Origin of the sequence: Pantoea sp. GD03673, from assembly GCF_029844725.1 — a bacterium.
Classification (GTDB): Bacteria; Pseudomonadota; Gammaproteobacteria; order Enterobacterales; family Enterobacteriaceae; genus Pantoea.
This window is the reverse complement of record NZ_JAOCKJ010000001.1, coordinates 276,028-302,369: the sequence shown is the minus strand read 5'-3', so window position 1 is coordinate 302,369 and position 26,342 is coordinate 276,028. Positions and strand designations below refer to the sequence as shown.

The 26,342-nt window shown below is 57.4% G+C and carries 24 protein-coding genes; 12 read left to right on the top strand and 12 right to left on the bottom strand.

What is annotated here, in order from left to right; genetic code table 11:
* The first annotated feature begins 5 nt into the window (after positions 1 to 5).
* Positions 6 to 263 (top strand): YdgH/BhsA/McbA-like domain containing protein, encoded by a 258-nt coding sequence (locus tag N5J69_RS01445; RefSeq protein WP_279767622.1) that lies wholly within the window; start codon positions 6 to 8, stop codon positions 261 to 263.
* A gap of 85 nt (positions 264 to 348) precedes the next feature.
* Here N5J69_RS01445 and N5J69_RS01440 read toward each other — a convergent pair whose 3' ends face one another.
* From N5J69_RS01440 to N5J69_RS01430, 3 genes are all read right to left on the bottom strand, one after another.
* Positions 349 to 1,533, bottom strand: coding sequence for a sugar transporter (locus N5J69_RS01440; RefSeq protein WP_279767621.1), 1,185 nt, complete (start codon positions 1,531 to 1,533; stop codon positions 349 to 351).
* A gap of 430 nt (positions 1,534 to 1,963) precedes the next feature.
* Positions 1,964 to 2,224: a hypothetical protein gene (locus N5J69_RS01435; RefSeq protein ID WP_279767620.1), complete on the bottom strand. Its 261-nt coding sequence runs from the start codon at positions 2,222 to 2,224 to the stop codon at positions 1,964 to 1,966.
* 167 nt (positions 2,225 to 2,391) lie between these two features.
* Positions 2,392 to 3,642, bottom strand: coding sequence for an MFS transporter (locus tag N5J69_RS01430; RefSeq protein ID WP_279767619.1), 1,251 nt, complete (start codon positions 3,640 to 3,642; stop codon positions 2,392 to 2,394).
* 94 nt (positions 3,643 to 3,736) lie between these two features.
* Between N5J69_RS01430 and N5J69_RS01425 the strand changes: the two genes are divergently transcribed.
* From N5J69_RS01425 to N5J69_RS01410, 4 genes are all read left to right on the top strand, one after another.
* Positions 3,737 to 4,630 (top strand): LysR family transcriptional regulator, encoded by an 894-nt coding sequence (locus tag N5J69_RS01425; protein WP_279767618.1) that lies wholly within the window; start codon positions 3,737 to 3,739, stop codon positions 4,628 to 4,630.
* Positions 4,631 to 4,760: 130 nt separating this feature from the next.
* Positions 4,761 to 5,978 (top strand): ROK family protein, encoded by a 1,218-nt coding sequence (locus tag N5J69_RS01420; RefSeq protein ID WP_279767616.1) that lies wholly within the window; start codon positions 4,761 to 4,763, stop codon positions 5,976 to 5,978.
* A gap of 112 nt (positions 5,979 to 6,090) precedes the next feature.
* Positions 6,091 to 6,789 (top strand): dethiobiotin synthase, encoded by a 699-nt coding sequence (bioD, locus tag N5J69_RS01415; protein WP_279767615.1) that lies wholly within the window; start codon positions 6,091 to 6,093, stop codon positions 6,787 to 6,789.
* Positions 6,790 to 6,969: 180 nt separating this feature from the next.
* Positions 6,970 to 8,346, top strand: a complete 1,377-nt coding sequence (locus tag N5J69_RS01410; RefSeq protein WP_279767613.1) for a nucleobase:cation symporter-2 family protein — start codon at positions 6,970 to 6,972, stop codon at positions 8,344 to 8,346.
* 444 nt (positions 8,347 to 8,790) lie between these two features.
* Here N5J69_RS01410 and osmV read toward each other — a convergent pair whose 3' ends face one another.
* The 4 genes from osmV to N5J69_RS01390 are packed head-to-tail and all read right to left on the bottom strand — an operon-like array spanning position 8,791 to position 12,229.
* Positions 8,791 to 9,927, bottom strand: a complete 1,137-nt coding sequence (osmV, locus tag N5J69_RS01405; RefSeq protein ID WP_279767612.1) for an osmoprotectant ABC transporter ATP-binding protein OsmV — start codon at positions 9,925 to 9,927, stop codon at positions 8,791 to 8,793.
* The gene (gene osmW, locus N5J69_RS01400) at positions 9,927 to 10,574 is read right to left on the bottom strand and encodes an osmoprotectant ABC transporter permease OsmW (RefSeq protein ID WP_279767611.1); all 648 of its coding nucleotides are present in this window, start codon (positions 10,572 to 10,574) and stop codon (positions 9,927 to 9,929) included. Before osmW ends, osmV begins: the two co-directional genes overlap by 1 nt.
* A 9-nt stretch (positions 10,575 to 10,583) precedes the next feature.
* Positions 10,584 to 11,495: a glycine betaine ABC transporter substrate-binding protein gene (locus N5J69_RS01395; protein ID WP_279767610.1), complete on the bottom strand. Its 912-nt coding sequence runs from the start codon at positions 11,493 to 11,495 to the stop codon at positions 10,584 to 10,586.
* 17 nt (positions 11,496 to 11,512) lie between these two features.
* Entirely contained in the window at positions 11,513 to 12,229 is a 717-nt protein-coding gene (locus N5J69_RS01390; protein ID WP_279767609.1) for an ABC transporter permease, read from the bottom strand.
* Positions 12,230 to 12,620: 391 nt separating this feature from the next.
* Here N5J69_RS01390 and N5J69_RS01385 point away from each other — a divergent pair, with 391 nt between their 5' ends.
* On the top strand, positions 12,621 to 14,087 hold the full coding sequence (locus N5J69_RS01385) for an MDR family MFS transporter (RefSeq protein ID WP_279767608.1): 1,467 nt from the start codon (positions 12,621 to 12,623) through the stop codon (positions 14,085 to 14,087).
* A 39-nt stretch (positions 14,088 to 14,126) separates the two neighbouring features.
* Here the strand turns inward: N5J69_RS01385 and N5J69_RS01380 are convergent, their stop codons facing one another.
* Both N5J69_RS01380 and N5J69_RS01375 read right to left on the bottom strand, forming a co-directional pair.
* Entirely contained in the window at positions 14,127 to 14,423 is a 297-nt protein-coding gene (locus tag N5J69_RS01380; protein WP_279767607.1) for a DUF1161 domain-containing protein, read from the bottom strand.
* 45 nt (positions 14,424 to 14,468) lie between these two features.
* Positions 14,469 to 14,792 (bottom strand): DUF1283 family protein, encoded by a 324-nt coding sequence (locus tag N5J69_RS01375; RefSeq protein ID WP_279767606.1) that lies wholly within the window; start codon positions 14,790 to 14,792, stop codon positions 14,469 to 14,471.
* A gap of 277 nt (positions 14,793 to 15,069) precedes the next feature.
* Between N5J69_RS01375 and N5J69_RS01370 the strand changes: the two genes are divergently transcribed.
* Positions 15,070 to 15,396, top strand: a complete 327-nt coding sequence (locus N5J69_RS01370) for a YnfA family protein (RefSeq protein ID WP_279768091.1) — start codon at positions 15,070 to 15,072, stop codon at positions 15,394 to 15,396.
* A 31-nt stretch (positions 15,397 to 15,427) separates the two neighbouring features.
* On the opposite strand, the gene ydfG is transcribed toward N5J69_RS01370, so the two are convergent.
* A complete protein-coding gene (gene ydfG, locus N5J69_RS01365) occupies positions 15,428 to 16,174 on the bottom strand; it encodes a bifunctional NADP-dependent 3-hydroxy acid dehydrogenase/3-hydroxypropionate dehydrogenase YdfG (RefSeq protein WP_279767604.1) in 747 nt (248 codons plus the stop codon).
* A 402-nt stretch (positions 16,175 to 16,576) separates the two neighbouring features.
* Between ydfG and guaD the strand changes: the two genes are divergently transcribed.
* The 5 genes from guaD to dcp all read left to right on the top strand — a co-directional run bounded on the left by guaD (position 16,577) and on the right by dcp (position 24,567).
* Entirely contained in the window at positions 16,577 to 17,905 is a 1,329-nt protein-coding gene (gene guaD, locus N5J69_RS01360) for a guanine deaminase (RefSeq protein WP_279767603.1), read from the top strand.
* Positions 17,902 to 19,344 carry a xanthine dehydrogenase small subunit gene (gene xdhA / locus N5J69_RS01355; protein WP_279767602.1) on the top strand — a complete coding sequence of 481 codons (1,443 nt, stop codon included), beginning with the start codon at positions 17,902 to 17,904 and terminating at the stop codon, positions 19,342 to 19,344. Before guaD ends, xdhA begins: the two co-directional genes overlap by 4 nt.
* Positions 19,334 to 21,700, top strand: a complete 2,367-nt coding sequence (gene xdhB, locus N5J69_RS01350) for a xanthine dehydrogenase molybdopterin binding subunit (RefSeq protein WP_279767600.1) — start codon at positions 19,334 to 19,336, stop codon at positions 21,698 to 21,700. Before xdhA ends, xdhB begins: the two co-directional genes overlap by 11 nt.
* The gene (gene xdhC, locus N5J69_RS01345) at positions 21,687 to 22,463 is read left to right on the top strand and encodes a xanthine dehydrogenase accessory protein XdhC (RefSeq protein ID WP_279767599.1); all 777 of its coding nucleotides are present in this window, start codon (positions 21,687 to 21,689) and stop codon (positions 22,461 to 22,463) included. The genes xdhB and xdhC overlap by 14 nt, the downstream gene beginning before the upstream one ends.
* Positions 22,464 to 22,524: 61 nt before the next feature.
* Positions 22,525 to 24,567, top strand: coding sequence for a peptidyl-dipeptidase Dcp (gene dcp / locus N5J69_RS01340; RefSeq protein WP_279767597.1), 2,043 nt, complete (start codon positions 22,525 to 22,527; stop codon positions 24,565 to 24,567).
* 38 nt (positions 24,568 to 24,605) lie between these two features.
* Here dcp and hpxO read toward each other — a convergent pair whose 3' ends face one another.
* Together hpxO and N5J69_RS01330 are read right to left on the bottom strand one after the other, a co-directional pair.
* Entirely contained in the window at positions 24,606 to 25,763 is a 1,158-nt protein-coding gene (hpxO, locus tag N5J69_RS01335) for an FAD-dependent urate hydroxylase HpxO (protein WP_279767594.1), read from the bottom strand.
* Entirely contained in the window at positions 25,760 to 25,987 is a 228-nt protein-coding gene (locus N5J69_RS01330) for a hypothetical protein (RefSeq protein ID WP_279767592.1), read from the bottom strand. The genes hpxO and N5J69_RS01330 overlap by 4 nt, the downstream gene beginning before the upstream one ends.
* Between the last annotated feature and the right edge of the window lie 355 nt (positions 25,988 to 26,342).

The following is a 26,342-nucleotide window of genomic DNA, read 5'->3' as shown; positions in this document are numbered from 1 at the left end:
TCGTTATGAAACGTATCAATATGATAGTGACAGCGGCGGTACTGAGTGGCCTCTCCTTTGCCAGCCTGGCGGCTCAGCAGGTCAGCAGTACGCCGTTAGATCAGCAAAAAATCGGTGTCATCAGCGCAACGGGCAGTACGAATCTGACCTCGCTGGAGCAGCAACTGTCAGAGAAGGCCAGCGATGTCGGAGCAAAGTCTTTCCGCATCACTTCGACCTCTGGCAGCAACAACCTGCATGGCACAGCCGTTCTTTATAAGTAACAAGCGCGACAGACCCTCATCAACAGGCTTCAGATAAACCAGCTTATCTGAAGCCTTTTTTGCAGGCGTTAAACGGTACTTCTCTCTATCCGTTGCTGCGTAACTGCGGATAGCGCCGGAAAATATAAACACACCATAGCAACGCCACCAGACCAATCATCCCGCCGACATTGCCGACTTCAGCCATGCCCAGATGCAGACTGACCTGATTACCCAGCAGCGCGCCCGCGCCAATGCCAATATTGTAGATACCGGACATCAGCGACATCGCCACATCGGTGGCATCCGGAGCCAGCGAAAGCACCCGCACCTGCATAGCCAGCCCGATCATCATCATCGCCACTCCCCAGACAACGCACAGCGTTGAGATAGCCGCGGGGCGGACGGCGGCAAAGATCAGCAGTCCCATGCAGAGGGTGATCAACGCAATGGCAGCAATCAGCAGCGCGGAAGGAAACTTATTCCCCAGCGTGCTGAAGAGCAGACTGCCGACAATGCCCGCTGAACCAAACAGCAGCAGCAGCAGCGTCGTGAAATTGCCGCTGGAGTGCGCGACGTTCTGCATAAATGGCTCAATATAGCTGTAGGCGGTGTAATGCGCGGTCACCACCAGCGTCACCAGCAGATACATGCTGACCAGCGCCGGACGGCGGAACAGCATCGGCACACTGCTCAGTGAACCAGTATGCTCACTCGGCAGGCGCGGCAAAATGCGCACCAGCATAATCATCAGCACCAGTGCTGAAAGACCAATAGCGCCGAAGGTGGTGCGCCAGCCAAGATACTGACCCACTACGCGGCCAATTGGCACGCCCAGCACCATCGCCAGTGCCGTACCGGTTGCCAGCATACTCAGCGCCTGGGTTTTCTTGCCCGCCGGGGCAACACGAATCGCCAGCGAGGCGGTGATCGACCAGAACACCGCGTGAGACAGGGCGATGCCGACGCGCGACACCATCAGCGACCGGAAATCCCAGGCGACGGTTGAAAGGACGTGGCTGACAATAAAAATCAGGAACAGCACGCCCAGCAGCAGTCGTCGCTCAATATTGCGGGTCAGCAGCATCAGCGGCAGTGAAAGGAGCGCGACCACCCAGGCGTAGATGGTCAGCATGATCCCCACATCAGCCGTCTGCATTGAAAAGTCAGCGGCGATATCGGATAACAGGCCAACCGGCACGAATTCGGTGGTATTAAATACAAATGCGGCGATGGCCAGCAATACCACGCGTAGCCAGGCAGTTTTACGTGAAACAGTTGTTGGTTGCATGAGGCGTCAAATCAGTCAGCACAGCGAAATCGGATGTGGCAGACACATCCAGCGAAAGTGACCTGCGTCACAAATTACAGACCATTGTAGTGAATAAAGCGGGAAGCGAAACCTTATAAATGCCTTTTAATGCTGATTTTTTATTATCACTTCCCTGCAGAGCGATAGCCTGACGTTATCAACCGCGACAACGTGCAGGCACCCTGTTCAGCAGGGTGTTCTTATTAAACCGTCAAAGATGAGAAGGTGCAGCATGCAGCCCTGACAGCCAGCGCTGTCAGCGTTTCATGCCCGTCAAACAGACGGTCTGTCTGATCAACGCCCGGCTCAGGCATGTACACAGCCCTAAGCCGAACCAGGTAAATGGCAGTCCGCTGAAATGCTTAAGTCGCAGCGGTAACGGTTTTCATCCAGGGCCTGCCGGGGTGGATTAGCGCGGTGGCGGTGTATGTTTCAGGGCCACGCTGAGCTGACTGGCCTGCGGATCGCTGTTATTAAGCGGACAGCAGTTTTCGCAGCCGATGGCACCCGCATAATATTTTTTTGCCTGCAGAATGGCGGCGTTCACATGGTAAAAACTGCCCAGAAACAGTCGGTTATCCATGTCGGGAAGATGAGGGCAGCCTGCGGCATGCACCACATGGTTGTCGTTATATCCCGATTGTTTATTAACGTAATAGTAGAGAGCCACAGGCGGTCCTTGTTGCCGTGTTAAAAGGCAAAGCAGATGAATTATGACAATAAAAAGGATTATAGCGGGAAACGCACGCTTTGTTTGCTCTGGATCGGAAGGGGACAGACAGCGTGAGAAGCCGCCAGGCCCGCCGGAAAGAGCGGGGCCTGGCAAGAAACATCCTGTCAAAGCTTTCTGCTGTGAAGACGCCAGGCAACCAGCAGCGCCAGGACCAGAAGGACGCTGATAAACAGCGTAATTCCGCACCAGCCAAAGTTATGCCAGAACAGACCGCCCAGCGTGCCCGCCACGCTTGAACCCACGTAGTAGCTGAACAGATAGAGCGACGAAGCCTGACCACGCGCCCTGCGCGCACGGGGACCAATCCAGCCGCTGGCGACCGCATGGGCAGCAAAAAAACCGGCGGTGAACAGCATCATGCCGGGCAGAATCAGCCACAGCGAGTTAAATGCCGTGACCAGCAAACCCAGCAGCATGATGGCTGTAGCGCCCAGCATCACCGGCCCGCGTCCCAGGCGACCGGTCAGCGCACCCGCTTTAGGTGAACTCCAGGAGCCGGTGAGGTAGACCACCGACAACAGACCCACCACGGCCTGACTGAGATGCCAGGGCGCATCCAGCAACCGATAGCCAATATAGTTAAACAGGGTAACGAAGGCACCCATCAGCAGGAAGCCTTCGGCAAACAGCCACGGCAGACCCGGATCGCGCCAGTGCAGCCGGAAGTTAATCAGCAGATTACGCGGACGCAGCGTGATAGGCCGGAAATGGCGCGAGGCAGGCAGGATCTTCCAGAACATCAGCGCTGAGGCCAGTGAAAAACAGCCGATCACTGCCACAGCGATTCGCCAGGAGAAGAGGTCGGTCAGGACACCGCTCAGCAGACGCCCGCTCATCCCGCCAATCGAATTACCGCTGATGTACAACCCCATTGAAAAGGCGACGACCCGCGCATCCATCTCCTCACTGAGGTAGGTCATCCCCACCGCCGCCACACCGCTGAGCGACATGCCCATCAGCGCCCGCATAATCAGAATGCCGTGCCAGCTGGTCATGGTCGCTGAGATCAGCGTGCAGATGGCCGCCAGCATCAGCGCCGTCACCATTACCGATTTTCGCCCGATAGCATCAGAGAGCGGCCCGGTCACCAGCAGGCCCAGTGCCATCAGGCCGGTTGAGATAGAGAGCGACAGGCTGCTGGTTGCCGGAGAAACGCCGAACTGCTGTGACAGCACCGGCAGAATCGGCTGCACGCAGTAAAGCAGGGCAAACGTCGCCAGACCCGCAGAGAAAAGCGCCAGCGTGACGCGCATAAACTGTGGCGTTCCCCGCCGGATATAACTTTCAGCAGCAACAGAGACTTGCGGTTCAGATACCGTTTTCTCATCCACGGTTGCCTGTATTGAGCGACTCACACATCTTCCTTAAAGTCAGAAACCAGTCGTCAGCTTAGGAAAGCGGCATTATGCTGTCTAATATATTAATAATCTCAAATAAGACGTTTAAGATATGAATATTGAACTGCGTCATCTGCGCTACTTCATTGCGGTCGCAGAGGAGCTCCATTTCGGGCGGGCAGCCCAGCGTCTCAATATTTCCCAGCCGCCGCTCAGCCAGCAAATTATTCAGCTGGAAGCGGAGACCGGCGCAAGGCTGTTTAATCGCACCAACCGCAGCGTGCAGCTCACCGCTGCCGGAGAGCAGCTGCTGAATGATGCCCGCACGATACTGTTGCAGGTTGAGCAGGCGGCCGATCGCGCCGCCCGGCTGCATCGTGGCGAAGAGGGCGAGTTGCGCATCGGCTTTACCTCATCAGCGCCGTTTACCGCTGTCGTGTCTGATGCGCTCTTCCGGTTCCGCCAGCGCTGGCCGCAGGTCCATATTCAGATGCAGGAGATTAACACCCGTCAGCAACTGGCACCGTTGCATGACGGACGGCTCGATCTGGGTGTGATGCGCAATACGCCGCTGCCCGCTGACCTGCGTCATCAGCTGCTGCTGAGCGAGCCGCTTTATGCCGTGGTGCATAAGGCGCATCCGCTGGCAGATGCTGACACTATCTCTGTGACTGCGCTGGCCGCTGAGCCTTTTGTGTTTTTCGATCCGCAGGGCGGAACCGCGCTCTACAGCGACATTCTGGCGCTGCTGCACCGTTACCACATCAAGCCCTACATCACACAGGAAGTGGGTGAGGCGATGACCATCCTGGGTCTGGTGGCAACCGGTTTAGGGGTTTCCATTCTGCCCGCCTCATTCCGCCGGGCGCGGCTGGCCAATCTGGTCTGGCTGCCATTATCGGAAGAGGATGCGGTTTCAGAGCTGTGGCTGGTGTGGTCAGCCGGACGCGAAATGAATGCGCAGATGGAGAATATGATGGCGTTACTGCGGGAAAACCGGGCCTGAAGCAGGCGTGACACGACGTCAATCTGTGCGATAAATCACATTTCTAATCAAATATTTGACGCTGTCGCCTGATCTGCCTCACCATAGCGCATGTTTATTTAGAAGCGCGAAAATAACCGGGAGCAGGGTTGTGAATCCGGACAGTCAACATGGCCATATCGACCAGATCAAGCAGACCAATGCAGGTGTCGTATATCGTTTAATTGACCATTACGGTCCCATTTCGCGTATCGAACTTTCCCGCCGTGCCCAGCTTGCTCCGGCCAGCATTACCAAAATTGTGCGTGAAATGCTGGACGCGCATCTGGTGCAGGAGACCGAGTTTCAGGATCCCGGCAGCCGGGGCCGTCCGGCGATTGGACTGATACTGGATACCGATGCCTGGCACTATCTGGCGATTCGTCTGCATCGCGGCGCGATGACCTTTACGCTACGCGATCTCAGCAGCCGTGAGCTGGCAGAAGAGAGCCTGCCGCTGCCTGATGAGTCCGCTCAGCCCTTACTGACTTCGCTGATTGAACAGGTTGATGCTTTCTTTATCCGTCATCAGAAGAAGCTGGAACGTCTCACGGCCATCGCCATTACGCTTCCGGGATTGATCAACGCTGCGTCAGGCGTGGTGCATCGGTTGCCGGGCTATCAGGTCCGCGATATGCCGCTGGGCGATGCGCTGGCGGCGCGAACCGGCTTACCGGTGTTTGTGCAGCACGATATTTCAGCCTGGACGCTGGCGGAGTCGCTGTTTGGTGCCTCGCGTGGTGCGCAGGACGTTATTCAGATTGTGATTGATGAAACCGTGGGGGCGGGCGTTATCAGTGGTGGTCAGCTGCTGCATAAAAGTGGCCGGGCGCTGGTTGAGATCGGCCATACGCAGATCGACCCTTATGGTCAGCAGTGCTATTGCGGAAATCATGGCTGTCTTGAAACGGTCGCAAGCACCGGCAGCCTGCTGGCGCTGGCGGCGCAGCGTCTGCCTGCCCAGCCCGACAGCCTGCTCAATAATCAGCCGCTGACGCTGGAGTCCCTGTGTGCGGCCGCGCAGTCGGGCGATCGCCTGGCCCGCGACACCATTGCCAGCGTCGGACATCACGCCGGACGGATTCTGGCTATGATGGTCAACATCTTCAATCCACAACATATTCTTATCGGTTCACCTCTGAACGCCGCCGCAGATGTGCTCTTCCCGGCGGTGAGCAATACCATTCTGCAGCAGTCACTGCCTGCCTACAGTGCGGGCATCCAGCTGGCACCCACTGAATTCAGCGAGCCGGGAACGCTGGGCGGTGCCGCGCTGATCAAAGACGCGCTCTATAACGGACACCTGTTAGTCAAACTGTTACAAGGTTAAGCAGGCCTTAACTTGCGCTAACGCAATCCATTCTCATCCTCCATTCCTTAAAATGCCGATTCGCAGAAAGGTTAATCACCGATTAACCGCAACGGTTCGAGAGGAGAAGTGAGTGAACAGACTATTTGTTACCGGCACCGACACCGCAGTGGGTAAAACGGTGGTGTCACGTGCGCTGTTACAACGTTTTATCCAGTCCGGATACAGTGCCGTCGGCTATAAACCCGTCGCACGCTGTGCCGTCAAAACCGCTGATGGCCTGCGTAACAAAGATGCACAGGTTCTGCAAAGCGCCTCATCCATCGACCTGGCTTATCAGGCGATCAATCCACTGGTCTTCCAGGAAGAGGAGATCTGCACCCATCCGAGCCAGATTATCGATTACGCCTTGCTGACCCGGGGCTTAACCAGCCTGACGCAGCAGGCCGATCGCGTGGTCGTCGAGGGCACCGGCGGCTGGCGTAGTTTGATGAACGATGGCCGTTCGCTTTCCTGCTGGGTTGTTGAGCAGCAACTGCCGGTGGTGTTGGTGGTTGGCATCCAGGCGGGCTGTATCAGTCATGCTCTGCTGACGGCAGAGGCGATAGCACTGGACGGACTGCCTCTGGTCGGCTGGGTTGCAAATCGCATCAATCCCGGACTGGCACAGTACAGCGACATCATTGAAATTCTGCGCGAGAAAATTGCTGCGCCCCTGCTGGGCGAACTGCCTTATCTGCCGCGCGCTGAACAGCGCGATCTGACATCCTGGATCGATATTTCCCTGCTTGAGCCGGATGCGATGCACGCTGTGAGTGCAAAGATCGCCTGAATATGAAACAAAACAAGTCATCTGAGTCGGCGGTGAGCCTAAAGTTTCAGGCTCATCGCAGGCTCTCTGTAATTATTTCTGTTTAGAATTGAAAGACCTGGAACGGAAATCACCCAACCCTGACGTCATGGCGCAGAAAATGCATTAACTCCGCTTATCACACAGAGCCGGAGCACCACCATGTCGCACTCGCACGAGAAAGGTTTGTTATATGGGCTTGAAGCCCGCATTGGCCCCGTACCGGCGTTTTTTGCCGCGCTGCAACATCTGCTGGCCAGCGTGGTGGGGATTATTACACCACCGCTGATTATTGGTTCGGTTCTGGGATTGCAGGCCTATATTCCTTATCTGATCAGCATGTCGCTGTTTGTCTCCGGCTTAGGAACGTTTATGCAGGCCCGGCGCTTTTATGGCGTTGGCGCGGGCATGATTTGTTTACAGGGCACCAGCTTTGCTTTTCTGGGCGTGATTCTCTCCGGTGGCCTGATGGTGAAAGGGCGCGGCGGTTCGCCGGAAGAGATTATGGCGATGCTGTTTGGCTGCAATCTGGTGGCAGCGCTGATCCCGGTTCTGATCAGCCGCTGCGCCGGTACGCTGCGCAAAGTGCTGACGCCGGTAGTGACCGGCACGGTTATTACCCTGATAGGCATCAGCCTGATTAAAGTGAGCATCACTGACTGGGCGGGCGGGCACAACGCCACGGATTTTGGCTCACCGGGAAATCTGGCGCTGGGTGCGCTGACGCTGCTGGTGATTGTGGCGCTGAACCGCGCGCGTAACCGCTGGGCGCGGCTTGTGGCGGTGGTAGCGGGCATTGCCGTGGGATGCATTGCAGCAGCCTTAACTGGCCATCTGCAACTGAAGATCGCGCCGGAGAGCAGCTGGCTGGTGCTGCCTGCCTTCTTCCGGTTTGGTTTCGCCTTTGACTGGACCATATTTCTGCCGATCGCGCTGGTATCCGTGATTGCGGTGATTGAAGCCGTCGGCGACCTCACCGCTAACTGCCTGATTTCACAACAGCCAATTACCGGCAAGCCTTTTCAGCAGCGGCTGCAGGGCGGCATTGTTGCTGACGGCCTGAGCTGCGTGCTGGCCGCAATGTTCTCTGCCTTTCCCAACACGACATTTGCGCAGAACAATGGCGTTATCCAGATGACCGGCGTTGCCAGCCGTTATGTCGGCATGCTGCTGGGGATTATGCTCGCGCTGCTGGGACTGTTTCCTTATGTTGGCTCGCTGCTGCAGCAGATCCCGCCGCCCGTACTGGGCGGGGCGACAGTGGTGATGTTTGGTAGCGTAGTCGCCGCCGGGATCCGCGTCATGACCCAGACGCCACTGGGCCGCCGCGAAATGCTGATTGTCGCCATCTCATTCGGAATCGGTCTGGGTGTGGAAGCGGTGCCAGAGGTGCTGAAACAGTGCCCGCCGCTGATTAACAATTTATTTGGTCATGCGGTGACAACCGGCGGCATTCTGGCGATTGTGCTCAATCTGGTGCTGCCAGACGAGGCACCTGCGGTGGACGAGGTTGAGGCGGAAACACTCACCGAGAGCTAAAAGCTATAAGCCGTTAAATGCAGAAGGGCTGATGTTGTCCTTACAGACAACACAGAAGTTAAAGCGATGGGAGCATACGCCAGTAGCAAAGCATAGCGGCCAGGGATGGCCCGCGCTGAGCCCGCCAGGGATAGCAGGTTTTGCGTATTTGCGGAGGGCGTATGCTCCCTGAGCCATTACCTGAAACACCAGAAAGAATGGTCCGATACAGCCAGTAAACTGATTCGCTTTAAGAACGAGCCTGCTCAGGGAACAGGGTCAGATCGGAAAGTCGCAAAAGCCGCCATCCCGGGCACGCTCGGCCCGCGCCGTCCTGGCGCGGGACGCTTTCCTCCTCTGACCTCATTCCCTTCGCGTTAAGCTTATTTGTTGCTGCCAGACTGATCAGAGTTTAAGTTTGCCAGCTATTTTAAAGGGCCTGAGAGACCCTTTTAAGTGACAAAATTACGGATTCAGACGACGACGGGTGCGCCCTGAGCTGAGGTAATCCGCAATATAATCCTGCGAAATCTCCCCGCTGTAGCGACCCTCTTCATCGACAATCGGCATCCAGACCGTATTGTGCTCATAGAGTTTTGACAGCACCACGCGCAGGTTCTCTTCCGCTTTGCCGGTCACCTTAAAGGTATGCAGTTTCTCTTCGCAGCGGCCGCTGACGTTTCGCGCCTCACGACGCTTCACGAAGCCCAGCGGTTTACCATCCTCGTCGACCACGGTAATGGAGCGCATATCGTTCTCGTCCATGGTGCCAAAGGCTTCGTCCAGCGGCGTCGAGCGGCGCACGGTGATGGTCGGCTGTTGATCGGTTACATCGCCTGCCTGCACCAGTAACAGGCGCTTGAGCGTTCGGTCCTGACCCACAAACGAGCCGACAAATTCATTCGCCGGGGTCGCCAGCAGTTCATCCGGGCTGGCACACTGCACAATTTTACCCTGACCAAACACCGCGATGCGATCGCCCAGCTTCAGCGCCTCGTCAATGTCGTGGCTGACCAGCATGACGGTTTTCTTCAGCTGACGCTGCATGTCGAGGAACTCGTTCTGGATCACTTCGCGGTTAATCGGGTCGACAGCACCAAACGGCTCATCCATCAGCAATACCGGTGGATCTGCTGCCAGCGCACGAATCACGCCGATACGCTGCTGCTGACCGCCGGACATCTCACGCGGATAGCGGTGCAGAAACTTTTTAGGATCCAGCGCGACCATGCTCATCAGCTCCGTGGCGCGCTCATGGCACTGCTTTTTATTCCAGCCCAGCATGCGCGGCACCACGGTAATGTTCTCCTCAATGGTCATGTTAGGAAACAGACCGATCTGCTGGATCACATAGCCAATGTTGCGGCGTAAAGTGGTGGTGTCCTGCGTGCTGGTGTCTTCGCCATTAATCAGGATACGGCCGCTGGTGGCGGGGATCAGACGGTTTATCATCTTCAGCGTGGTGGTTTTCCCGCAGCCAGAGGGACCGAGCAGCACGCACATCTCACCGGCGGGCACATGCAGGCTGACGTTATCGACGGCTTTATTCGTGGTGCCGTTTTTCTGGGTAAAGGTTTTCGTCAGGTTTTCCAGCGTAATCATTATCGAATCCCCTTTGGAGTCAGCGCCTGCTGCAAACGGTGCAGCAGCCAGTCAAGAAAAATAGCCAGCAGACAAATCATCAATGCCCCGGCAATTAACATACGAATATCACTGCCGCTGATCCCATCCAGCAGCAGCTGGCCCAGACCGCCCGCGCCAATGACGGCCGCAATCGCCATCACGCCCACGTTCATTACCACGGCGGTTCTGATGCCGCCGAAAATCACCGGCAGTGCCATCGGGATTTCAACCCAGCGCAGACGCTGCCAGAAGGTCATACCGATGCCGCGACCCGCTTCACGCAGGCCGCCTGGCAAATTCTCCAGCGCGGTGTGGGTATTGCGGACAATCGGCAGTAGTGAGTAAAGAAACACGGCGGTAATCGCGGGCAGCGCGCCGATGCCCTGACCGATCAGCGAAAACAGTGGGATCATCAGACCAAACAGCGCAATGGTCGGAATGGTCAGCACCACGGTGGCGATACCCAGAATCGGCGTTGCCAGCCATCTCACGCGCACAATCAAAATGCCGAGCGGCACGCCAATGACAATGGCCAGGCCGACCGCGACCAGTACCAGCCAGCTGTGCTGCCAGCTCAGGGTGAGCAGGGTGCTCCAGTTATCCATGATGTAGTGAAGGGTATCCACAGTGCCTCCTTACAGCATGTTTTTGGATTGAAGGAAATCACGCGCCACTTTTTCCGGTGACTGATGATCGATATCGACCCGCTTGTTCAGCTCGGTAATCGCCTCATCGGTGATCTGTGCAGAAAGCTGGTTAAGTGCAGTATCCAGCCCCGGATGGCTCGCCAGCACATCCTGACGCACGACCGGCGTCACGTTGTAGCTCGGGAAGAAATGCTTGTCATCCTCCAGGACTTTCAGGTCGAAGCCTTTTACCCGGCCATCGGTGGTGTAGATCAGACCGGCATCCACAAATCCGTCGCGAATCGCGTTATAAACCAGCCCCGGGTCCATCTGGCGAATCTGCGGGCGATCCAGCGTCAGGTTGTAGGTCTTCTGCAGCGGCTTCATGCCGTCGGAACGACCGGCAAACTCCAGGTCCAGGCCCAGCCGCCAGTTATGATCCGGGTCAGACTGACGCACCTGTTCTATCTTCGCCACCAGCTGCGACATGGTGCTGATGCCCTCTTTTTCGGCACGCTCGCGGGTCATCGCAAAGGCGTATGTGTTGTTCATCGGAGCCGGGTTAAGCCAGATCAGCCCCAGTCTGGCATCCAGCTTTTTCACCGTGTCATACGCCTGCTGAGAAGACATCGGCTGGCTGATGTGGTTAAAGATAATCAGAGACGTACCGGTATATTCCCAGACCATATCTATCTGCCTGTTCAGCAGCGCATTACGGCCAATGGTGGTGGCGATATTGCGTTTAGGCACGACCTCAAACCCTTTCTTCTTCAGCCAGAGCACGGTCATGGCTGACAGGATATGCTGCTCGGTAAAACTCTTGGTGGCCATCACCAGCGGGGCAGCCGCCTGTGCCGTCTGGCTTAGCAGCAGCGTCGCGGTCAACGCGACAGCGCTTTTCTTAATCCACTTCGTTAGCATTACAAAATTCCTTGTGGTCAGGCCGCAGCGTGCGGACTCAGAAAGCGGCCCAGCGCGGCCAGCATCATATCCAGCACCAGTGCGACCAGCGCGGTAGCGACGGCACCCAGAATCAGCGTCGGGAAGTCGTTCAGATAGATACCGGGGAAGATCAGCTCGCCAAAGCTGCTGGCACCAATCAGGAAGGCCAGTGGCGCGGTGCCGACATTGATCGCGGTGGCAATACGCACACCAGAGAGGATGACCGGCATAGCATTGGGCAGCTCGACCTGGCGCAGGCGTTGCCATTTGGTCATGCCGATGCCGTTGGCGGCCTCAATCAGCGAGGGTGGAACCGCACTCAGACCCGAGAAGGTGTTGCGGACGATGGGCAGCAGCGAGGCCAGAAACAGGGCAATCAGCGCCGGACGGTCGCCAATCCCGATAATGACCATCGCCAGCGCCAGCACCGCGAGAGGTGGCAGGGTGTTACCGACGTTGAAAATCTGCATCACGTACTCAGCCCAGCGACGCGCAAACGGGCGACTGAGCAGGATGCCGCTGGGGATACCAACCAGCAGGGCGAACAGCATTGACCAGAACACTAAGAAGAGGTGTTGTTGCCCAAGATAGATCAGGTCAACTTTACGGGCGACCAGCTGATCCCAGCCCAGGCCCCAGATCAGCACCGCAATCACCGCGACCACTGCAAGCAGTGCCAGACCGGCGCGTCGGGCCAGTGAAGCATTTTGCATAGGAGAATCTCCCTGATAACGATCTCAATTGTTATAAAAACCTTAAACAGCCCGACAGGTGCGGCAAAAACTGCCGCCGCGCCCAATACCGAAACTGCGATAAAATGTGGATAAAATGACTGTTTATCCACTCTTTTTCAGTGAATACCGAATAAGATGATGTAATGCTATAGCAGGCCTTTTTTGCACAAGCCAGCTTTCAGGCCCAAAATCAGGCAGATAGAAACAGGTTAAAATGGTGTTAAAGCCGCGTAGCCGCTGGGCTAATGCGACAATAAAAAAAATTCATCGACTTTAGGTGACACCGTCACAGATGGTGCAGGAAATGCGCACGCGTGGGAAACTGCACGGGCTGTTTTTCAGCTAGCCTTGCAAATAAAAAAGGAACCTTATGACTGACAGCGCACAACTTCAGACCGGACATCGCCACTGGATCTTAATTGCCTGCATGCTGGCGATGTTTATGGCCGCGATTGAAGTCACCATTGTGGCCACCGCGATGCCGACCATCATTGCTGACCTGGGCGGTTTTTCGCAGTTTGGCTGGGTCTTTTCCATTTATCTGCTGACCCAGGCGGTCAGCGTGCCGCTCTATGGGCGGCTGGCAGATATGGTGGGTCGCAAAACCATGTTTTTCATCGGCACTTCGATATTTCTGGTGGGATCGGTGCTGTGTGGCTTTGCCCATACGATGATCTGGCTCATTCTTTTCCGGGCGTTCCAGGGCCTGGGCGCGGGTGCCATCATGCCGCTCAGCTCCACCATCGTGGCAGACATTTACTCGCCGCGTGAACGTGCCAGCGTACAGGGCTGGCTCTCCAGCGTCTGGGGGGGCGCGGCGATAGTGGGGCCGCTGACCGGAGCCTGGCTGGTGCAGCACTTTAGCTGGTCGGTGATTTTCTGGGTCAATCTGCCCATAGGGCTGATCAGTATGCTGATGCTGGCGCGCTGGTTACCGGCGCATCAGAAAAAAGAGACATCGCAGCCGCTGAATCTGGCGGGCAGCAGCTGGCTGATGCTGTGCGTGACGGCCCTGCTGATTGCGCTGTTGCAGGCGGAACCGCTGGGCGTCTGGCTGGTTCCGTTTCTGCTTTTCTCGCTGTTCGCGGGCTGGCAGCTTAAGCGCCACGAGCAGCACGCTGCGGCACCGCTGTTTCCGCTGGTGATCTGGCGCAGCCGCCTGATCGTGGCAGGCAATGCGGGCAACCTGATCATCGGGGCGGCCATGATGGGCATCAGCGCGTTTCTGCCCACGTGGATTCAGGGGATCAGCGGCGGCTCACCGTTACAGGCAGGCAGCGTGCTGGCGATGATGTCGATTGGCTGGCCGCTGGCCAGCACCTTAAGTGGCAGGCTGATGCTTCACACGTCCTACCGCTTTACCGCGCAGCTCGGCGCACTGCTGCTGGTCGCCGGTAGCGCACTGTTGCTGTTTTTACAGCCCGCCAGCTCCCTTTATCAGGCGGGCTTTACGGCGTTTCTGATTGGCACCGGTATGGGGATGACCAGCACCACCTTCCTGGTCTCGGTCCAGAACCAGGCGGACTACGCGATCCGCGGCATCTGTACCGCCTCAATCATGTTCAGCCGGATGATCGGGTCGGCGGTGGGAACGGCGATCATGGGGGCCGTGCTGAACCTTAATCTGCAGTGGCGTCTGCCACAGGTTCAGGATCCGGTGCAGCAGATTATGTCTGAGCCGGGTCGCCAGCAGTTGCCGCCGGAAAGCCTGCAGCAGATGATCGCTGCGATAGCCGCATCACTGCACTGGGTGTTTGTGGTGGCACTGGTGATTGCGCTGTTCGCGGTAGGGGTGGCCTGGATGATGCCGCGTCAGCGGCCAGAACAGGCAGATTAACGGTCAGGGCGACAGAATGTCGCCCTGACTGGAGTCTCACTACTGGGCAGGCGCGTCCTGCGAACTGCCTGCACTGGCGGGGACGCTGGCTTCGTCGTCACGGCCTGTACGCTTATAAACAATCTTTTGTGTGTCGTTTTCACAATGTCCGACGACCTGACCGCCCGCCTGATCAACCTGATCGTTGGCAACGATGTCGAGGCTAAACCCCGACTCAGGTACACCGTTCTGAATAATCTTCTGGCTGATATCGGCTTTAACCGTTTCGCAGGATGCCTGCGCCATCAGCGGCAGAGCAAATAACGCCGCGCTCAACAAAACCCTCTGTAGCTTCATCACGTCTTCCTTATGTTAGTCGTCCGTCATTACTATAGCTCAAATTTACGGCGCTACCGGGCGACCCGAACGGCGATCCAGGCAACGCAGGGTGTTGGGTTCCCAGTAGGCGTTGAGATTGAGGCTCTGCTCGCACTTGTCGCGGGTATCAAACGCGCGATCGGTTTTATCAAACTCTTTTTCGACGCGGGTGTTCACCTTATTGCGCAGCATGCGCGTGTCATTCCATTGCTCTTTATTCTGACGCGCTGCTTCGTTGCCCAGCGCAGTGCTGCCGTCTTCAATGATCAGGCGGTTGGTGGTCGCACCCGCCGTCAAAGCCGTACCGGAGAGCAGGATCAGAAGCAGAGCGGGGATCATTTTTTTCATCACATTATCCTTTAGTTAACGCTGACATTGCCATCCGCGAGGGCGGTTGCAGCGGTTATGCTTAGAGCCTATCCCATCAGGCGTAATGATTGCAGCAATCGTGTACGGACAGCGCGCAACAACCGCAACGCAGTAAAATACGTGAAGATTGTGCGCACTGCCCGGGTTCAGACTGGCAAATAAAATAGCCTGATGGCATAGCCTCTTAGTATATCATCGCCGTTTCTTTGCTCACCAGCGGTGAGTCGTTTGTTTACGTTCAGGAGAGGTCAGGGTGCTGATTAAAACCGCCTTGCTGTTTTTTATTACCGCGCTGGCGGAGATTACTGGCTGCTTTCTGCCGTGGCTGTGGCTGAAAAAAGGCGGCTCTGCCTGGCTGTTACTGCCCGCCGCAGCGAGTCTGGTGCTGTTCGTCTGGCTGCTGACCCTGCATCCTGCCGCCAGTGGCCGGGTGTATGCCGCCTATGGGGGTGTCTATGTGCTGACTGCACTGCTCTGGTTGCGGGTGGTGGATGGCATGAAACTCAGCGCGTGGGACTGGAGCGGCGCACTGATTGCGGCCAGCGGCATGCTGATTATTGTGATGGGCTGGGGACGCAGTTAACGCCAGCCGTGCTGGCTGGCGCGGCAGAGGCTTACGGCTTATGCACTTTCAGACCCGCCAGCGTCTGGCTGACCGGCATCATCTCCAGGCTATTAATATTGACGTGCTTCGGCAGCGTGGCGACCCACCAGACGGCTTCTGTCACATCTTCCGGCGTTAATGCGGTTGCACCTTCGTAGACCTGACCGGCTTTGTCATCATCGCCTTTAAAGCGCACGTTGGAAAACTCGGTGCCGCCGACCAGACCCGGTTCAATATCGGTTACGCGCAGCGCGGTGCCGTGCAAATCCGTACGCAGGTTAAGGCTGAACTGGCGCACAAAGGCTTTGGTCGCCCCGTAAACGTTCCCCCCCGCATAAGGCCAGCTACCCGCTATTGAGCCGATGTTGATGATATGACCTGCGTCACGCTCCACCATCTGTGGCAGCAGGGCGCGGGTCATATAGACCAGGCCTTTGGTGTTGGTGTCGATCATGTTTTCCCAGTCTTCGACGTTGGCTTTGTGCGCAGGCTCAATGCCCAGCGCCAGACCGGCGTTATTGACCAGTACGTCGATATTGCGCCAGTCAGCCGGTAACTGCGCGACTGCCTCTTCGATGGCGGCCCGGTTACGGACATCAAGCTGCACCGTATAGAGGTTATCGCCCAGCTCATCCTTTAACGCTTTCAGACGCTCAGCGCGTCGGCCAGTCGCGATCACTTTGTGACCATTCTCAATAAAGCGGCGGGTGATGCTTTCACCAAAACCGGCGGTCGCGCCGGTGACAAAAATAATCATCTCACTGTTCCTTATGCCATTTTCAGAGTCGATGGCTTCACCATAGCATTTCATTTCTGCTTCTGCGCGTGGAAAAGCGACCAGGCCGGTAAACCGACATCCCCGGTGGCCCGGCTGCGCCTTTTCAGGGCAGGCTGCACCGTAAAAGAGCAGAGCTGCGGACGACCAGCCATACTTAGATTAAACAATTTACGCGAAAGTGAATGGCAACCGTTTGCATCTGCCCCGCAAACGGTTGCGGGACTCTCAGAGGCCACTTTTGTTGCGCAACGCCTCTGAAAGTGAGCTATTCCACTGATAATTAAGTGATTTATTGGATTTCAAATCTGGCACGCAGGTTGCAAGGTTTTAACAAGGCACCATCAGCCCCTATTCAAACTGTGTTTTCAGTAAGGACATACCATGCTATCAGCAACCGACACGGCGATTCGCGCCAGCTTTTTTGACTTTACTGGCGTGGTGGATCAGCCCGACGACCTGGCCGGAAAGGCACGCTATCTGGAGGATGGCGTCATGGTGCTGCGTGACGGTCGCGTAGTGGGGCTGGATAGCTGGGAGAACAGCGAGGCGAAACTGGCGGGGCTGCCCGTCACCGACCTGCGCGGTAAACTGATTGTGCCGGGCTTTGTCGATACCCACATTCATTATCCCCAGACAGAGATGATCGGCGCTTTCGGCGAACAGCTGCTGGAGTGGCTGAATCACTACACCTTCCCGGTTGAAGCGCAGTATCACTGCCCGGATCACGCTGCCAGGATGTCCGCTTTTTTCCTGCATCAGCTGCTTTCTAACGGCACCACCAGCGCGCTGGTGTTTGGCACCGTGCATCCGCAATCTGTCGACGCGCTGTTCAGCGCTGCCGAAGCGCTCAATATGCGGCTGATTGCCGGTAAAGTGATGATGGATCGCAATGCGCCGGATAACCTCACCGAAACGCCGGAGCAAAGCTACCAGCAGACGCGGGCACTGATTGAGCGCTGGCATCAGCGCGGACGGCTGAGCTACGCCCTGACACCGCGCTTTGCGCCAACCTCATCCCCACAGCTGCTGGAAAAAGTGCAGCAGCTCCGTCAGGAATTTCCGGATACCTGGCTGCACACCCATCTCAGCGAAAACCCGCAGGAGGTGGCCTGGGTGAAAGAACTGTTCCCGGAGCGTGCGGGCTATCTGGATGTGTATCATCACCATCAGCTGACCGGCCGCCGCAGCGTTTTCGCTCACTGCCTGCATCTGGAAGAGGAGGAGTGGCAGTGCCTGCACGATACCTGCTCCTCTATAGCCTTTTGTCCCACCTCAAACCTGTTCCTTGGCAGCGGCCTGTTTAACCTCAGACGCAGCTGGCAGCAGGGCGTAAAGGTGGGGATGGGCACCGATGTTGGCGCGGGCACAACCTTTAATATGCTGCAGACGCTGGGGGAAGCCTACAAGGTGGGCCAGCTGCAGCATTACCGGCTCAGCGCCGCCGAAGCCTTCTATCACGCTACGCTGGGCGGGGCGCGTGCGCTGGATCTCGACCACCTGATCGGGAATTTCAGCGTCGGAAAAGAAGCGGACTTTGTGGTACTCGATCCGGCAGTTTCTGCCCTGCAACAGCTGCGCATCGGCAACAGCAAAGATATCTGGGAAAAACTGTTTGTATTAATGACGCTGGGCGACGACCGCAATATTGCCCAGACCTGGGTAGCTGGTCGTCCGGTCTGGCAGCGTGACGCACAGGAGCAAGCCGCATGATCCAGTTTCTGTTGAACAATCAGCTGGTCAGCGAAGACGCGCTTGACCCCAATCTTACGGTCCTGAACTATCTGCGCACCCGACAGCATCGCCCCGGCACCAAAGAGGGCTGTGCCTCCGGCGACTGCGGTGCCTGCAGCGTGACACTGGGCAAAGCCGTTGCGGGTGAGATGCAGTATGAAACGGTGAACAGCTGTCTGACGCTGGTCTCCTCGTTGCAGGGCAAACAGCTGATCACGGTTGAAGACTTGCGCCACGGTCGCGCGCTCCATCCGGCGCAGCAGGCGATGGTCGACTGCCACGGATCGCAATGTGGGTTCTGTACGCCAGGCTTTGTGATGTCGTTGTTCAGTCTGCAAAAAAACGCGGCAGGCTGGGATCGCCATCATGCGGAAACCGCGCTGGCGGGCAATCTCTGCCGCTGCACAGGCTACCGGCCGATTATGGCTGCCGCTGAACAGCTCTGCTCGCAGCCGGTCAATGACCAGTTCGACCACAGCGCCACCACCACCGTGCAGCGGCTGGAGGCGCTGGCTACCCCGGAGATGCAGGAGATTGGCGGTGAAGGTCGCCGCTGCTTCCTGCCAAAAACCCCGGCCCAGCTGGCGGCGATCTATCAGGCTTATCCCGATGCGAAACTGATTGCCGGTGGCACCGATCTCAGCCTGCAAATCACCCAGCAGCATAAAAAAATACCGCTGCTGATTGCACTTGAGCAGGTTGCCGCGCTCAAAGTCTGCAGCGAATTTGATGACCACTACCTGCTGGGTGCAGGCGCATCGTTGCAGCAGGTCAGCGAATTCCTTGCCAGCCGCATTCCCGGCGTCAGCGAGATGCTGCAGCGCTTTGCCTCACTGCAAATCCGTTTGCAGGGCACATTAGGCGGTAATATCGGCAACGCCTCCCCGATAGGTGACGCCTCACCGGTGCTGCTGGCACTCAATGCCAGTCTGCTGCTGCAGCGCGGTGAGCAGCAGCGCAGCCTGCCGCTGGATCAGTTCTTTACCGGCTATCGTCAGACGCTGCTGGAAAAGGGGGAGTTTATCCGCGCTATTCGCATTGATAAGGTGACGGTGTCACCTGATTTTGTGGCCTGGAAGGTCTCGAAGCGGCTGGATGATGATATCTCAGCCGTATTCGCCGCCTTTAACCTGCAAATGGAACAGGGCGTGGTCAGTGCTGCACGCATCGCATTTGGCGGCATGGCGGCCGTACCGCAACGCGCCCGCCACTGCGAACAGGTGCTCATCGGTCAGCCGCTGAATGCTGTGACGGTGTCACGTGCAGCCGCCGCGCTTGCAGACGATTTCCAGCCGCTTTCCGATTTCCGCGCCAGCAGCGACTACCGTTTGCAGGTCGCACGAAATCTGCTTCGCCGCTACTGGCATCGCCACAACGGCGAAATAACCTGTCTTGAGGTCTCCCGCTATGTCTCATAACCGTCCTGAACTCAACGAAGAGGTGATCAAGGCGCAGTTTGCCGCGGATTTACAGAGCGGTGTGGGCCGAAACCATCGTCATGAGAGCGCAGAAAAACATGTCTCCGGTGAGGCGCGTTTTATCGACGACAAGCCGGAACTGCCGGGTCTGCTGCATCTCTGTCCGCGCCTGAGTGAACATGCGCATGCGCGCATCCTGCACATTGACGTTCAGCCCTGCTATGCCGTTCCCGGCGTCGTCAGCGTTTTGACCTGGCAGGATGTACCGGGCATTAATGATGTCGGGCCGCTGGAACCTGGCGATCCGCTGCTGGCTCATGACAAAGTGGAGTATCTGGGGCAGATCATCATCGCGGTTGCAGCGGAATCCCCCGACGCTGCCCGCCTTGGTGCGGCGGCGGCGGTGATTGAATATGAGGTGCTGGAACCGCTGCTCGATGTGGAGCAGGCGCTGGCACAGGGCAGTTTTGTACAGGAACCCCATATTCATCAGCGCGGTGACGTGGAAGCGGCCCTGGCGCGGGCACCACACCGGGTCAGCGGATCGTTTCATATTGGTGGTCAGGAACATTTCTATCTGGAAACCCAGACGGCGCTGGTCATTCCTGGCGAGGACCAGCAGTTGCAGGTCTTCTCCTCAACCCAGAACCCCACCGAAGTGCAGAAGCTGGTGGCGGGAGTGATGGGCATCAGCCTGAATCAGGTCACCATTGATATGCGGCGGATGGGCGGTGGCTTTGGTGGCAAAGAGACGCAGGCGGCTGGCGTCGCCTGTCTCTGCGCTATCGTTGCGCGTCAGACCGGGCGGGCGGCGAAGATGCGGCTTTCCCGCCGCGATGATATGCGCGTCACCGGCAAGCGCCACCCATTCTTTGTGCGCTATGACGCGGGCGTTGAAGAGGACGGGCGTCTGTGCGGCATCAAAATCGATCTGGCCGGTAACTGCGGTTATTCACTGGATCTCAGCGGATCCATTGTCGATCGTGCTATGTTCCACGCCGATAACGCTTATTACCTGGGAGATGCACTGATTACCGGCTATCGCTGCCGTACCAACACGGCGTCGAATACCGCCTATCGCGGTTTTGGCGGGCCACAGGGCATGGTGGCGATTGAACAGATCATGGATCACATCGCCCGTGACCGTGGGCTGGACCCGCTGGCACTGCGCAAGCGGAATTACTACGGCAAGCAGGATCGTAACATTACCCATTACCACCAGCAGGTTGAGGACAATCTGCTGGATGAGATCACCGTACAGCTGGAGCAGAGCAGTGATTATCAGGCCCGCCGTAAAGAAATTACGGCCTTTAACGCCCGTAGTACGCTGCTGAAACGCGGTCTGGCGCTGACGCCGGTAAAATTTGGCATCTCCTTTACCTCCAGTTTCCTCAATCAGGCCGGGGCGCTGATCCTGATCTACACCGACGGCACGGTGCAGCTTAACCACGGTGGCACCGAGATGGGCCAGGGGCTGAACACCAAGGTGATTCAGATTGTCGCCGAAGTGTTGCAGATTGAGACCGATAAGATCCAGATCACCGCTACCGACACCGGCAAAGTGCCCAACACCTCGCCGACGGCGGCCTCCAGCGGCGCTGACCTTAACGGTAAAGCGGCGCAGAATGCAGCGGAAATTCTGCGTGACAGAATGACCGCTATGCTCTGTGAACTGCATCAGTGTGATGCGGCGGCGGTGAGCTTCCGTAACGGCGTTGTTCGCGCCGGCGAAAAACATTACACGTTTGCCGAGGTGGCAAAGCTGGCGTGGCTGAATCAGGTGCCACTCTCGGCCACCGGGTATTACCGCGTGCCGGGCATTCATTACGACCGGCAGGCGGGGCGCGGCACGCCGTTCTACTACTACGCCTTTGGTGCGGCCTGCTGCGAAGTGGTGATTGATACCCTGACCGGTGAATCCCGCCTGCTGCGTGCTGATATCCTGCATGACGTCGGGGCATCCCTGAATCCGGCTATCGACATCGGCCAGGTTGAAGGCGGCTTTGTTCAGGGCGTCGGCTGGCTGACCTGCGAAGAGCTGGTCTGGAATGACAAAGGTCAGCTGCTGACAGATGGCCCGGCGAGCTACAAAATCCCGGCCATCAGCGACGTCCCGGCAGATCTGCGGGTGACGCTGGTGGAGAACCGCAAAAACCCCAAAGACACGGTGTTCCACTCCAAGGCCGTAGGTGAGCCGCCCTTTATGTTAGGGATAGCCGCCTGGTGTGCGTTGCAGGATGCTGTCGCCAGCGTCGCCGGTTACCGGCAGCATCCGCTGCTGGATGCGCCCGCCACGCCTGAACGCATCTTCTGGGGCGTGCAGCGCCTGACAGGAGCCAGTGATGATCTATCATGACTGGATCGGCGTACTGCATCAGCTGCGTGAGAAACGTCAGAGCTGTGTATTAATCACCGTGCTCAGTGAGCACGGTTCAGTGCCGCGTGACAGCGGCAGCAAAATGGTCGTCACGCAGCAGGAGAGCTTTCTCACCATTGGTGGCGGGCATCTGGAGTTTGCCTGCATCGCTCAGGCCAGAGCCATGCTGCAAAGCGGGGCGACCGCGCCCCACACAGAGGATTACAGTCTGGGCGCACGGCTGGGGCAGTGCTGCGGGGGCAAGACCACACTGCTGTTTGAGCCGCTGCTTCAGGCGCAGCCGGAAATCCACCTGTTTGGCGCGGGCCATGTCGGGCAGGCGCTGGTGAACCTGCTGTCCACGTTACCCTGTCACATAAACTGGATCGACAGCCGTCCCGGCCAATTCGGCCACGTTCCTGCCGGGGTCGTTACGCAGCAGCCCGATGATCCGCTCGACTGCGTGGCGCAGGCCCCTGCGGGCAGCTACTTTATCATCATGACCCATCATCATCCGCTCGACCTGGCGCTGTGCGAAGCGGTACTCAAACGTGGTGATTTCCGCTATGCCGGGGTCATTGGCTCAGCAACGAAAAATCAGCGTTTCCGTTACCGGCTGGCGGGCAAAGGTGTTCAGAGCGAAACGCTGGCGCGGCTGCGCTGTCCGATTGGCCTGCCGGACGTCAAAGGCAAGCTGCCCGCCGAAATTGCGGTGGCGATTGCCGGTGAAATCATCAGCGTGTATCAGCAGCACGTCGCCTGAGTTGTCGCTTTCGCGGCAACCTGTCAGGATAAGACTTTGCGATGCCCATCAGGAGCGAACCATGAACGCCCGTCAGAATCCCTTCTTTAGCGTCAGCACACTGCCTTATCAGGCGCCTCCCTTTGATCAGATTGAGGAGGAGGATTTCATGCCCGCGCTGCAGGCGGGCATCAGCGAGAAGCGCCAGGAAGTGGAAGCGATCGCCCTGAACAGCGAAGCGCCCACCTTTCTTAACACCTTTGAGGCGCTGGAGAAGAGCGGACAGCTCCTCAGCCGGGTAAACCTGGTCTTCAGCGCCATGACCTCGGCCCACACCAGCCCGTATCTGCAACAGGTGGATGAGGAGATTGCGCCACAGCTCACGGCGCTTAACGACGACATTATGCTGAACCGCCCGCTGTTTTCACGGCTTGATGCGGTTTATCTGCAACGCGCAAAACTGGATGCTGAATCAAAACGGCTGGTTGAGGTGATCTGGCAGCGCTTCCAGCTGGCTGGCGCTAATCTGCCGGAGGCGCAGAAACAGCAGCTTAAAGCCCTGAATCAGGAAGCGGCGCGCCTCAGTACCCGTTTTACCAACAAACTGCTGGCCGCGACTCAGGCGGGCGGGCTGGTCGTCAGCGATCTGCACCAGCTGGCAGGACTGTCACCCGCCGATCTGGCGGTGGCCCAGGCAGAAGCGCAGGCACGCGGACTGGAAAAAAGCTGGCTGCTGGTACTGCAGAACACCACGCAGCAACCGGCGCTGCAGAGCCTTGCCAATCGTGCCACCCGTGAAGCGCTGTTTAAGGCGGGCGTGACGCGCACGGAAAAAGGCGATGAGAACGACACCCGCGAGCTGGTGCTACGGCTGGCGCAGGTCAGGGCGGAGCAGGCGCGGCTGCTGGGATTCACCAGCTATGCCGAATGGAAGCTGCAGGATCAGATGGCTAAAACCCCCACGGCGGCGCTGGCATTTATGCGCAACATCGTCCCGGCCGCGCGTGCGCGTGCGGAGCGTGAAGCGGCGGCCATTCAGCAGACGATCGATCAGCAGCAGGGCGATTTTACCCTGCAGGCCTGGGACTGGCGTTTTTATGCGGAGCAGGTGCGGCGTGCCCGCTACGATCTTGATGAGAGCCAGATCAAGCCCTACTTTGAACTGAACTCGGTGCTGCAGAATGGGGTGTTCTGGGCCGCAACGCAGCTTTATGGCATCCGCTTTACCCCGCGACAGGATCTGCCGGTTTACCATCCTGACGTTCAGGTCTACGAGATTTTTGATGCTGACGAGACGCCGCTGGCGCTGTTCTACACCGACTTCTTTAAGCGCGACAGCAAAGGCGGCGGGGCGTGGATGAGTAACTTCGTCAACCAGTCAACGCTGCTGGACAGCAAACCGGTGATCTACAACGTCTGTAACTACACCAAGCCGCCAGCGGGTGAACCGGCGCTGCTGAGCTGGGACGACGTGATAACGCTGTTTCATGAGTTCGGCCACACGCTGCATGGCCTGTTTGCCAGCCAGCGCTATCCGAGCCTGTCGGGAACAGAAACCCCGCGCGATTTCGTCGAATTTCCGTCGCAAATCAATGAGCACTGGGCCAGCGAGCCTTCGGTGTTCCGCCATTACGCCCGTCACTATCAGACTCAGGCACCGATGCCCGCTGAACTGCATGAAAAGATCGTTCGGGCCGCGACGTTCAACAAAGGCTATGAGATGAGCGAGCTGCTGGCTGCCGCGCTGCTGGATCTGCACTGGCACAGCATAAACCGTGACGCTGCGCCGCAAAGCGTGGACGGGTTCGAACAGCAGGCATTACAAAGTGACAATATGGCGCTTGTGGCAGTGCCGCCGCGCTACCGCTCCAGCTATTTCCAGCACATCTGGGGGGGTGGCTATGCGGCGGGGTATTACGCCTACATCTGGACGCAGATGCTGGCCGACGATGGCTATCAGTGGTTTGCGGAACAGGGCGGACTGACGCGTGAGAACGGCGAGATCTTCCGGCAGAAGATTCTGTCGCGGGGAAACAGCAGCGATCTCAAAGCGCTGTATGAAAGCTGGCGGGGCGCAGCCCCTCAGCTTGAGCCGATGCTGAAAAATCGCGGTCTGGCAGAGTAATAACGGGCAGAGCTGTCACGCTGACAGCCCTGATTTTTTTAACCCAGCGGGCCGCCTTCTATGGTTTCGCACATGCCGGCCAGCACCCGCTCACCGGTTTCGCTTTTCAGCGACTGATACCATTCTGCTGTGACCGCCGGGTCACGCGCATGGGTCACATCACAGCGCTTGCGCGCTTTCAGCACCAGGTCTTTTACCCGTTCAACCCGTCGTGCCTGATAACGCAGCAGGGCATCTTCTATACCCAGCGAATGCGAAGCCAGCGTCGTGGCCAGCACCACGGCATCTTCCATTGCTGCACAGCCGCCCTGACCGATATCGGGGGTGGTACTGTGGGCGGCATCGCCAAGCAGCGCAACGCGTCCTTTAACAAAGCGGCTGAACGGTTCGATGTCGTGGATCTCAACCCGGTTAGTGGTGTCGGGATTAATGGCCGCAATCAGTTGCTGCACCGGTTCCGCCCAGCCCTGGAAATAGCCGGTCAGGTCTGCTTTCACGGTGCTGCGATCCTGCGGCAATCCCTTCGGCAGCGGCACATCAAAGAAGAAGTAGAACCGATTGCCGCTGACCGGCATCAATGAAACACGCTTGCCGTCACCCACAAAAGTGGTCCACTGATCGGCGGGCGCAATGCGTTCATCGATGGTGACCAGACCATTCCAGTTAACGTAACCGGCATAGCGTCGCTCCAGCTTCTGCTCCAGCACATAGTCGCGGACTACCGAATGCGTACCATCGGCGGCAATCAGAAAATCGCCGTGCGCCTGGCTGTTGTCAGAGAAGGTGGCGATAACGCCATTTTCAGTCTGTTCGACCTGGATCACCCGCTTGCCAAACTGCACCCGTTCACGGCCGAAGGTATCGATCAGCATCGCCTGCAGTTCTGCGCGTGCCACCGGACAGGGATATTCGCCGACCTGCTCCACCAGCGGGGCCATGCTGAAGCGGGTCAGGGGCACGCCGGTTGCGCCGTCGTGATAGGCCATATACGCCATATTTCCGCCCAGCTCACGCAGCGCAGTTTTCATTCCCAGCGCATTCAGACATTTAACGCCATTGGGCCAGATGGAAATCGCCGCGCCGACGGGCTTCATCTCCTGTACGGCCTCAAAGACCTCGACGTCAAATCCCGCTTTCTCCAGCGCAATGGCGCTGCTCATTCCGCCAATACCGCCACCAATTACGATTGCTTTCATAATGCTCTCCTGTCTGCATGGACAACATCCTGCAACTTTTGTACCAGACCGGCGGTAACGGTGTGATTGCGTATTATTTCCAGCAAAAATAACAGGTTAACGGCACTGTGATGGCGTGCATCCTGCGTGTGCTTTTTCGCGCAATGCACTTTAATGAGGCAGAATGGGGGGCTAAAAGGGTGCAGCTGTGAATATGCTGTACCTTTTGTTTCAGCGATTTTCATAATCGCGCCTGGTTTCAGCGACAAACATCAGCCCGTCAGAATCGCCATGCTTTTATCCCGATCATCCTGTTTATTACTTTAAAAGTTATAAACTAATTAGCCGTTTCGCTTTGATAATATTCCTCATAAATATTTAAACAAACGCATAACAACTGGCGTGAATATTGCCCGGATAATTCTTGCTTTATTCAACAAGGGTTTAGCCTGACACAATTAAACACACCTGTTAATAAAAAACATACATTCATAAAAAGACACAACTGTGACCGTTTAATCACCGGGAGCAATCATTAGGAAAACTGTGTAAGCCGCGCCAGAAAAGGCTTTTAGGATATTGCTCAAGCGAATCAGCAGC

Bases quoted from the DNA above. Each gene is read 5' to 3' on its own strand.
- N5J69_RS01390 (WP_279767609.1), bottom strand. From the start codon at position 12,229: ATGCAAAATGCTTCACTGGCCCGACGCGCCGGTCTGGCACTGCTTGCA.
- dcp (WP_279767597.1), top strand. From the start codon at position 22,525: ATGAACGCCCGTCAGAATCCCTTCTTTAGCGTCAGCACACTGCCTTAT.
- N5J69_RS01425 (WP_279767618.1), top strand. From the start codon at position 3,737: ATGAATATTGAACTGCGTCATCTGCGCTACTTCATTGCGGTCGCAGAG.
- N5J69_RS01410 (WP_279767613.1), top strand. From the start codon at position 6,970: ATGTCGCACTCGCACGAGAAAGGTTTGTTATATGGGCTTGAAGCCCGC.
- xdhA (WP_279767602.1), top strand. From the start codon at position 17,902: ATGATCCAGTTTCTGTTGAACAATCAGCTGGTCAGCGAAGACGCGCTT.
- N5J69_RS01385 (WP_279767608.1), top strand. From the start codon at position 12,621: ATGACTGACAGCGCACAACTTCAGACCGGACATCGCCACTGGATCTTA.
- guaD (WP_279767603.1), top strand. From the start codon at position 16,577: ATGCTATCAGCAACCGACACGGCGATTCGCGCCAGCTTTTTTGACTTT.
- N5J69_RS01440 (WP_279767621.1), bottom strand. From the start codon at position 1,533: ATGCAACCAACAACTGTTTCACGTAAAACTGCCTGGCTACGCGTGGTA.
- N5J69_RS01375 (WP_279767606.1), bottom strand. From the start codon at position 14,792: ATGAAAAAAATGATCCCCGCTCTGCTTCTGATCCTGCTCTCCGGTACG.
- N5J69_RS01380 (WP_279767607.1), bottom strand. From the start codon at position 14,423: ATGAAGCTACAGAGGGTTTTGTTGAGCGCGGCGTTATTTGCTCTGCCG.
- xdhB (WP_279767600.1), top strand. From the start codon at position 19,334: ATGTCTCATAACCGTCCTGAACTCAACGAAGAGGTGATCAAGGCGCAG.
- ydfG (WP_279767604.1), bottom strand. From the start codon at position 16,174: ATGATTATTTTTGTCACCGGCGCGACCGCCGGTTTTGGTGAAAGCATC.
- hpxO (WP_279767594.1), bottom strand. From the start codon at position 25,763: ATGAAAGCAATCGTAATTGGTGGCGGTATTGGCGGAATGAGCAGCGCC.
- N5J69_RS01445 (WP_279767622.1), top strand. From the start codon at position 6: ATGAAACGTATCAATATGATAGTGACAGCGGCGGTACTGAGTGGCCTC.
- osmV (WP_279767612.1), bottom strand. From the start codon at position 9,927: ATGATTACGCTGGAAAACCTGACGAAAACCTTTACCCAGAAAAACGGC.
- N5J69_RS01330 (WP_279767592.1), bottom strand. From the start codon at position 25,987: ATGAAAATCGCTGAAACAAAAGGTACAGCATATTCACAGCTGCACCCT.
- xdhC (WP_279767599.1), top strand. From the start codon at position 21,687: ATGATCTATCATGACTGGATCGGCGTACTGCATCAGCTGCGTGAGAAA.
- N5J69_RS01395 (WP_279767610.1), bottom strand. From the start codon at position 11,495: ATGCTAACGAAGTGGATTAAGAAAAGCGCTGTCGCGTTGACCGCGACG.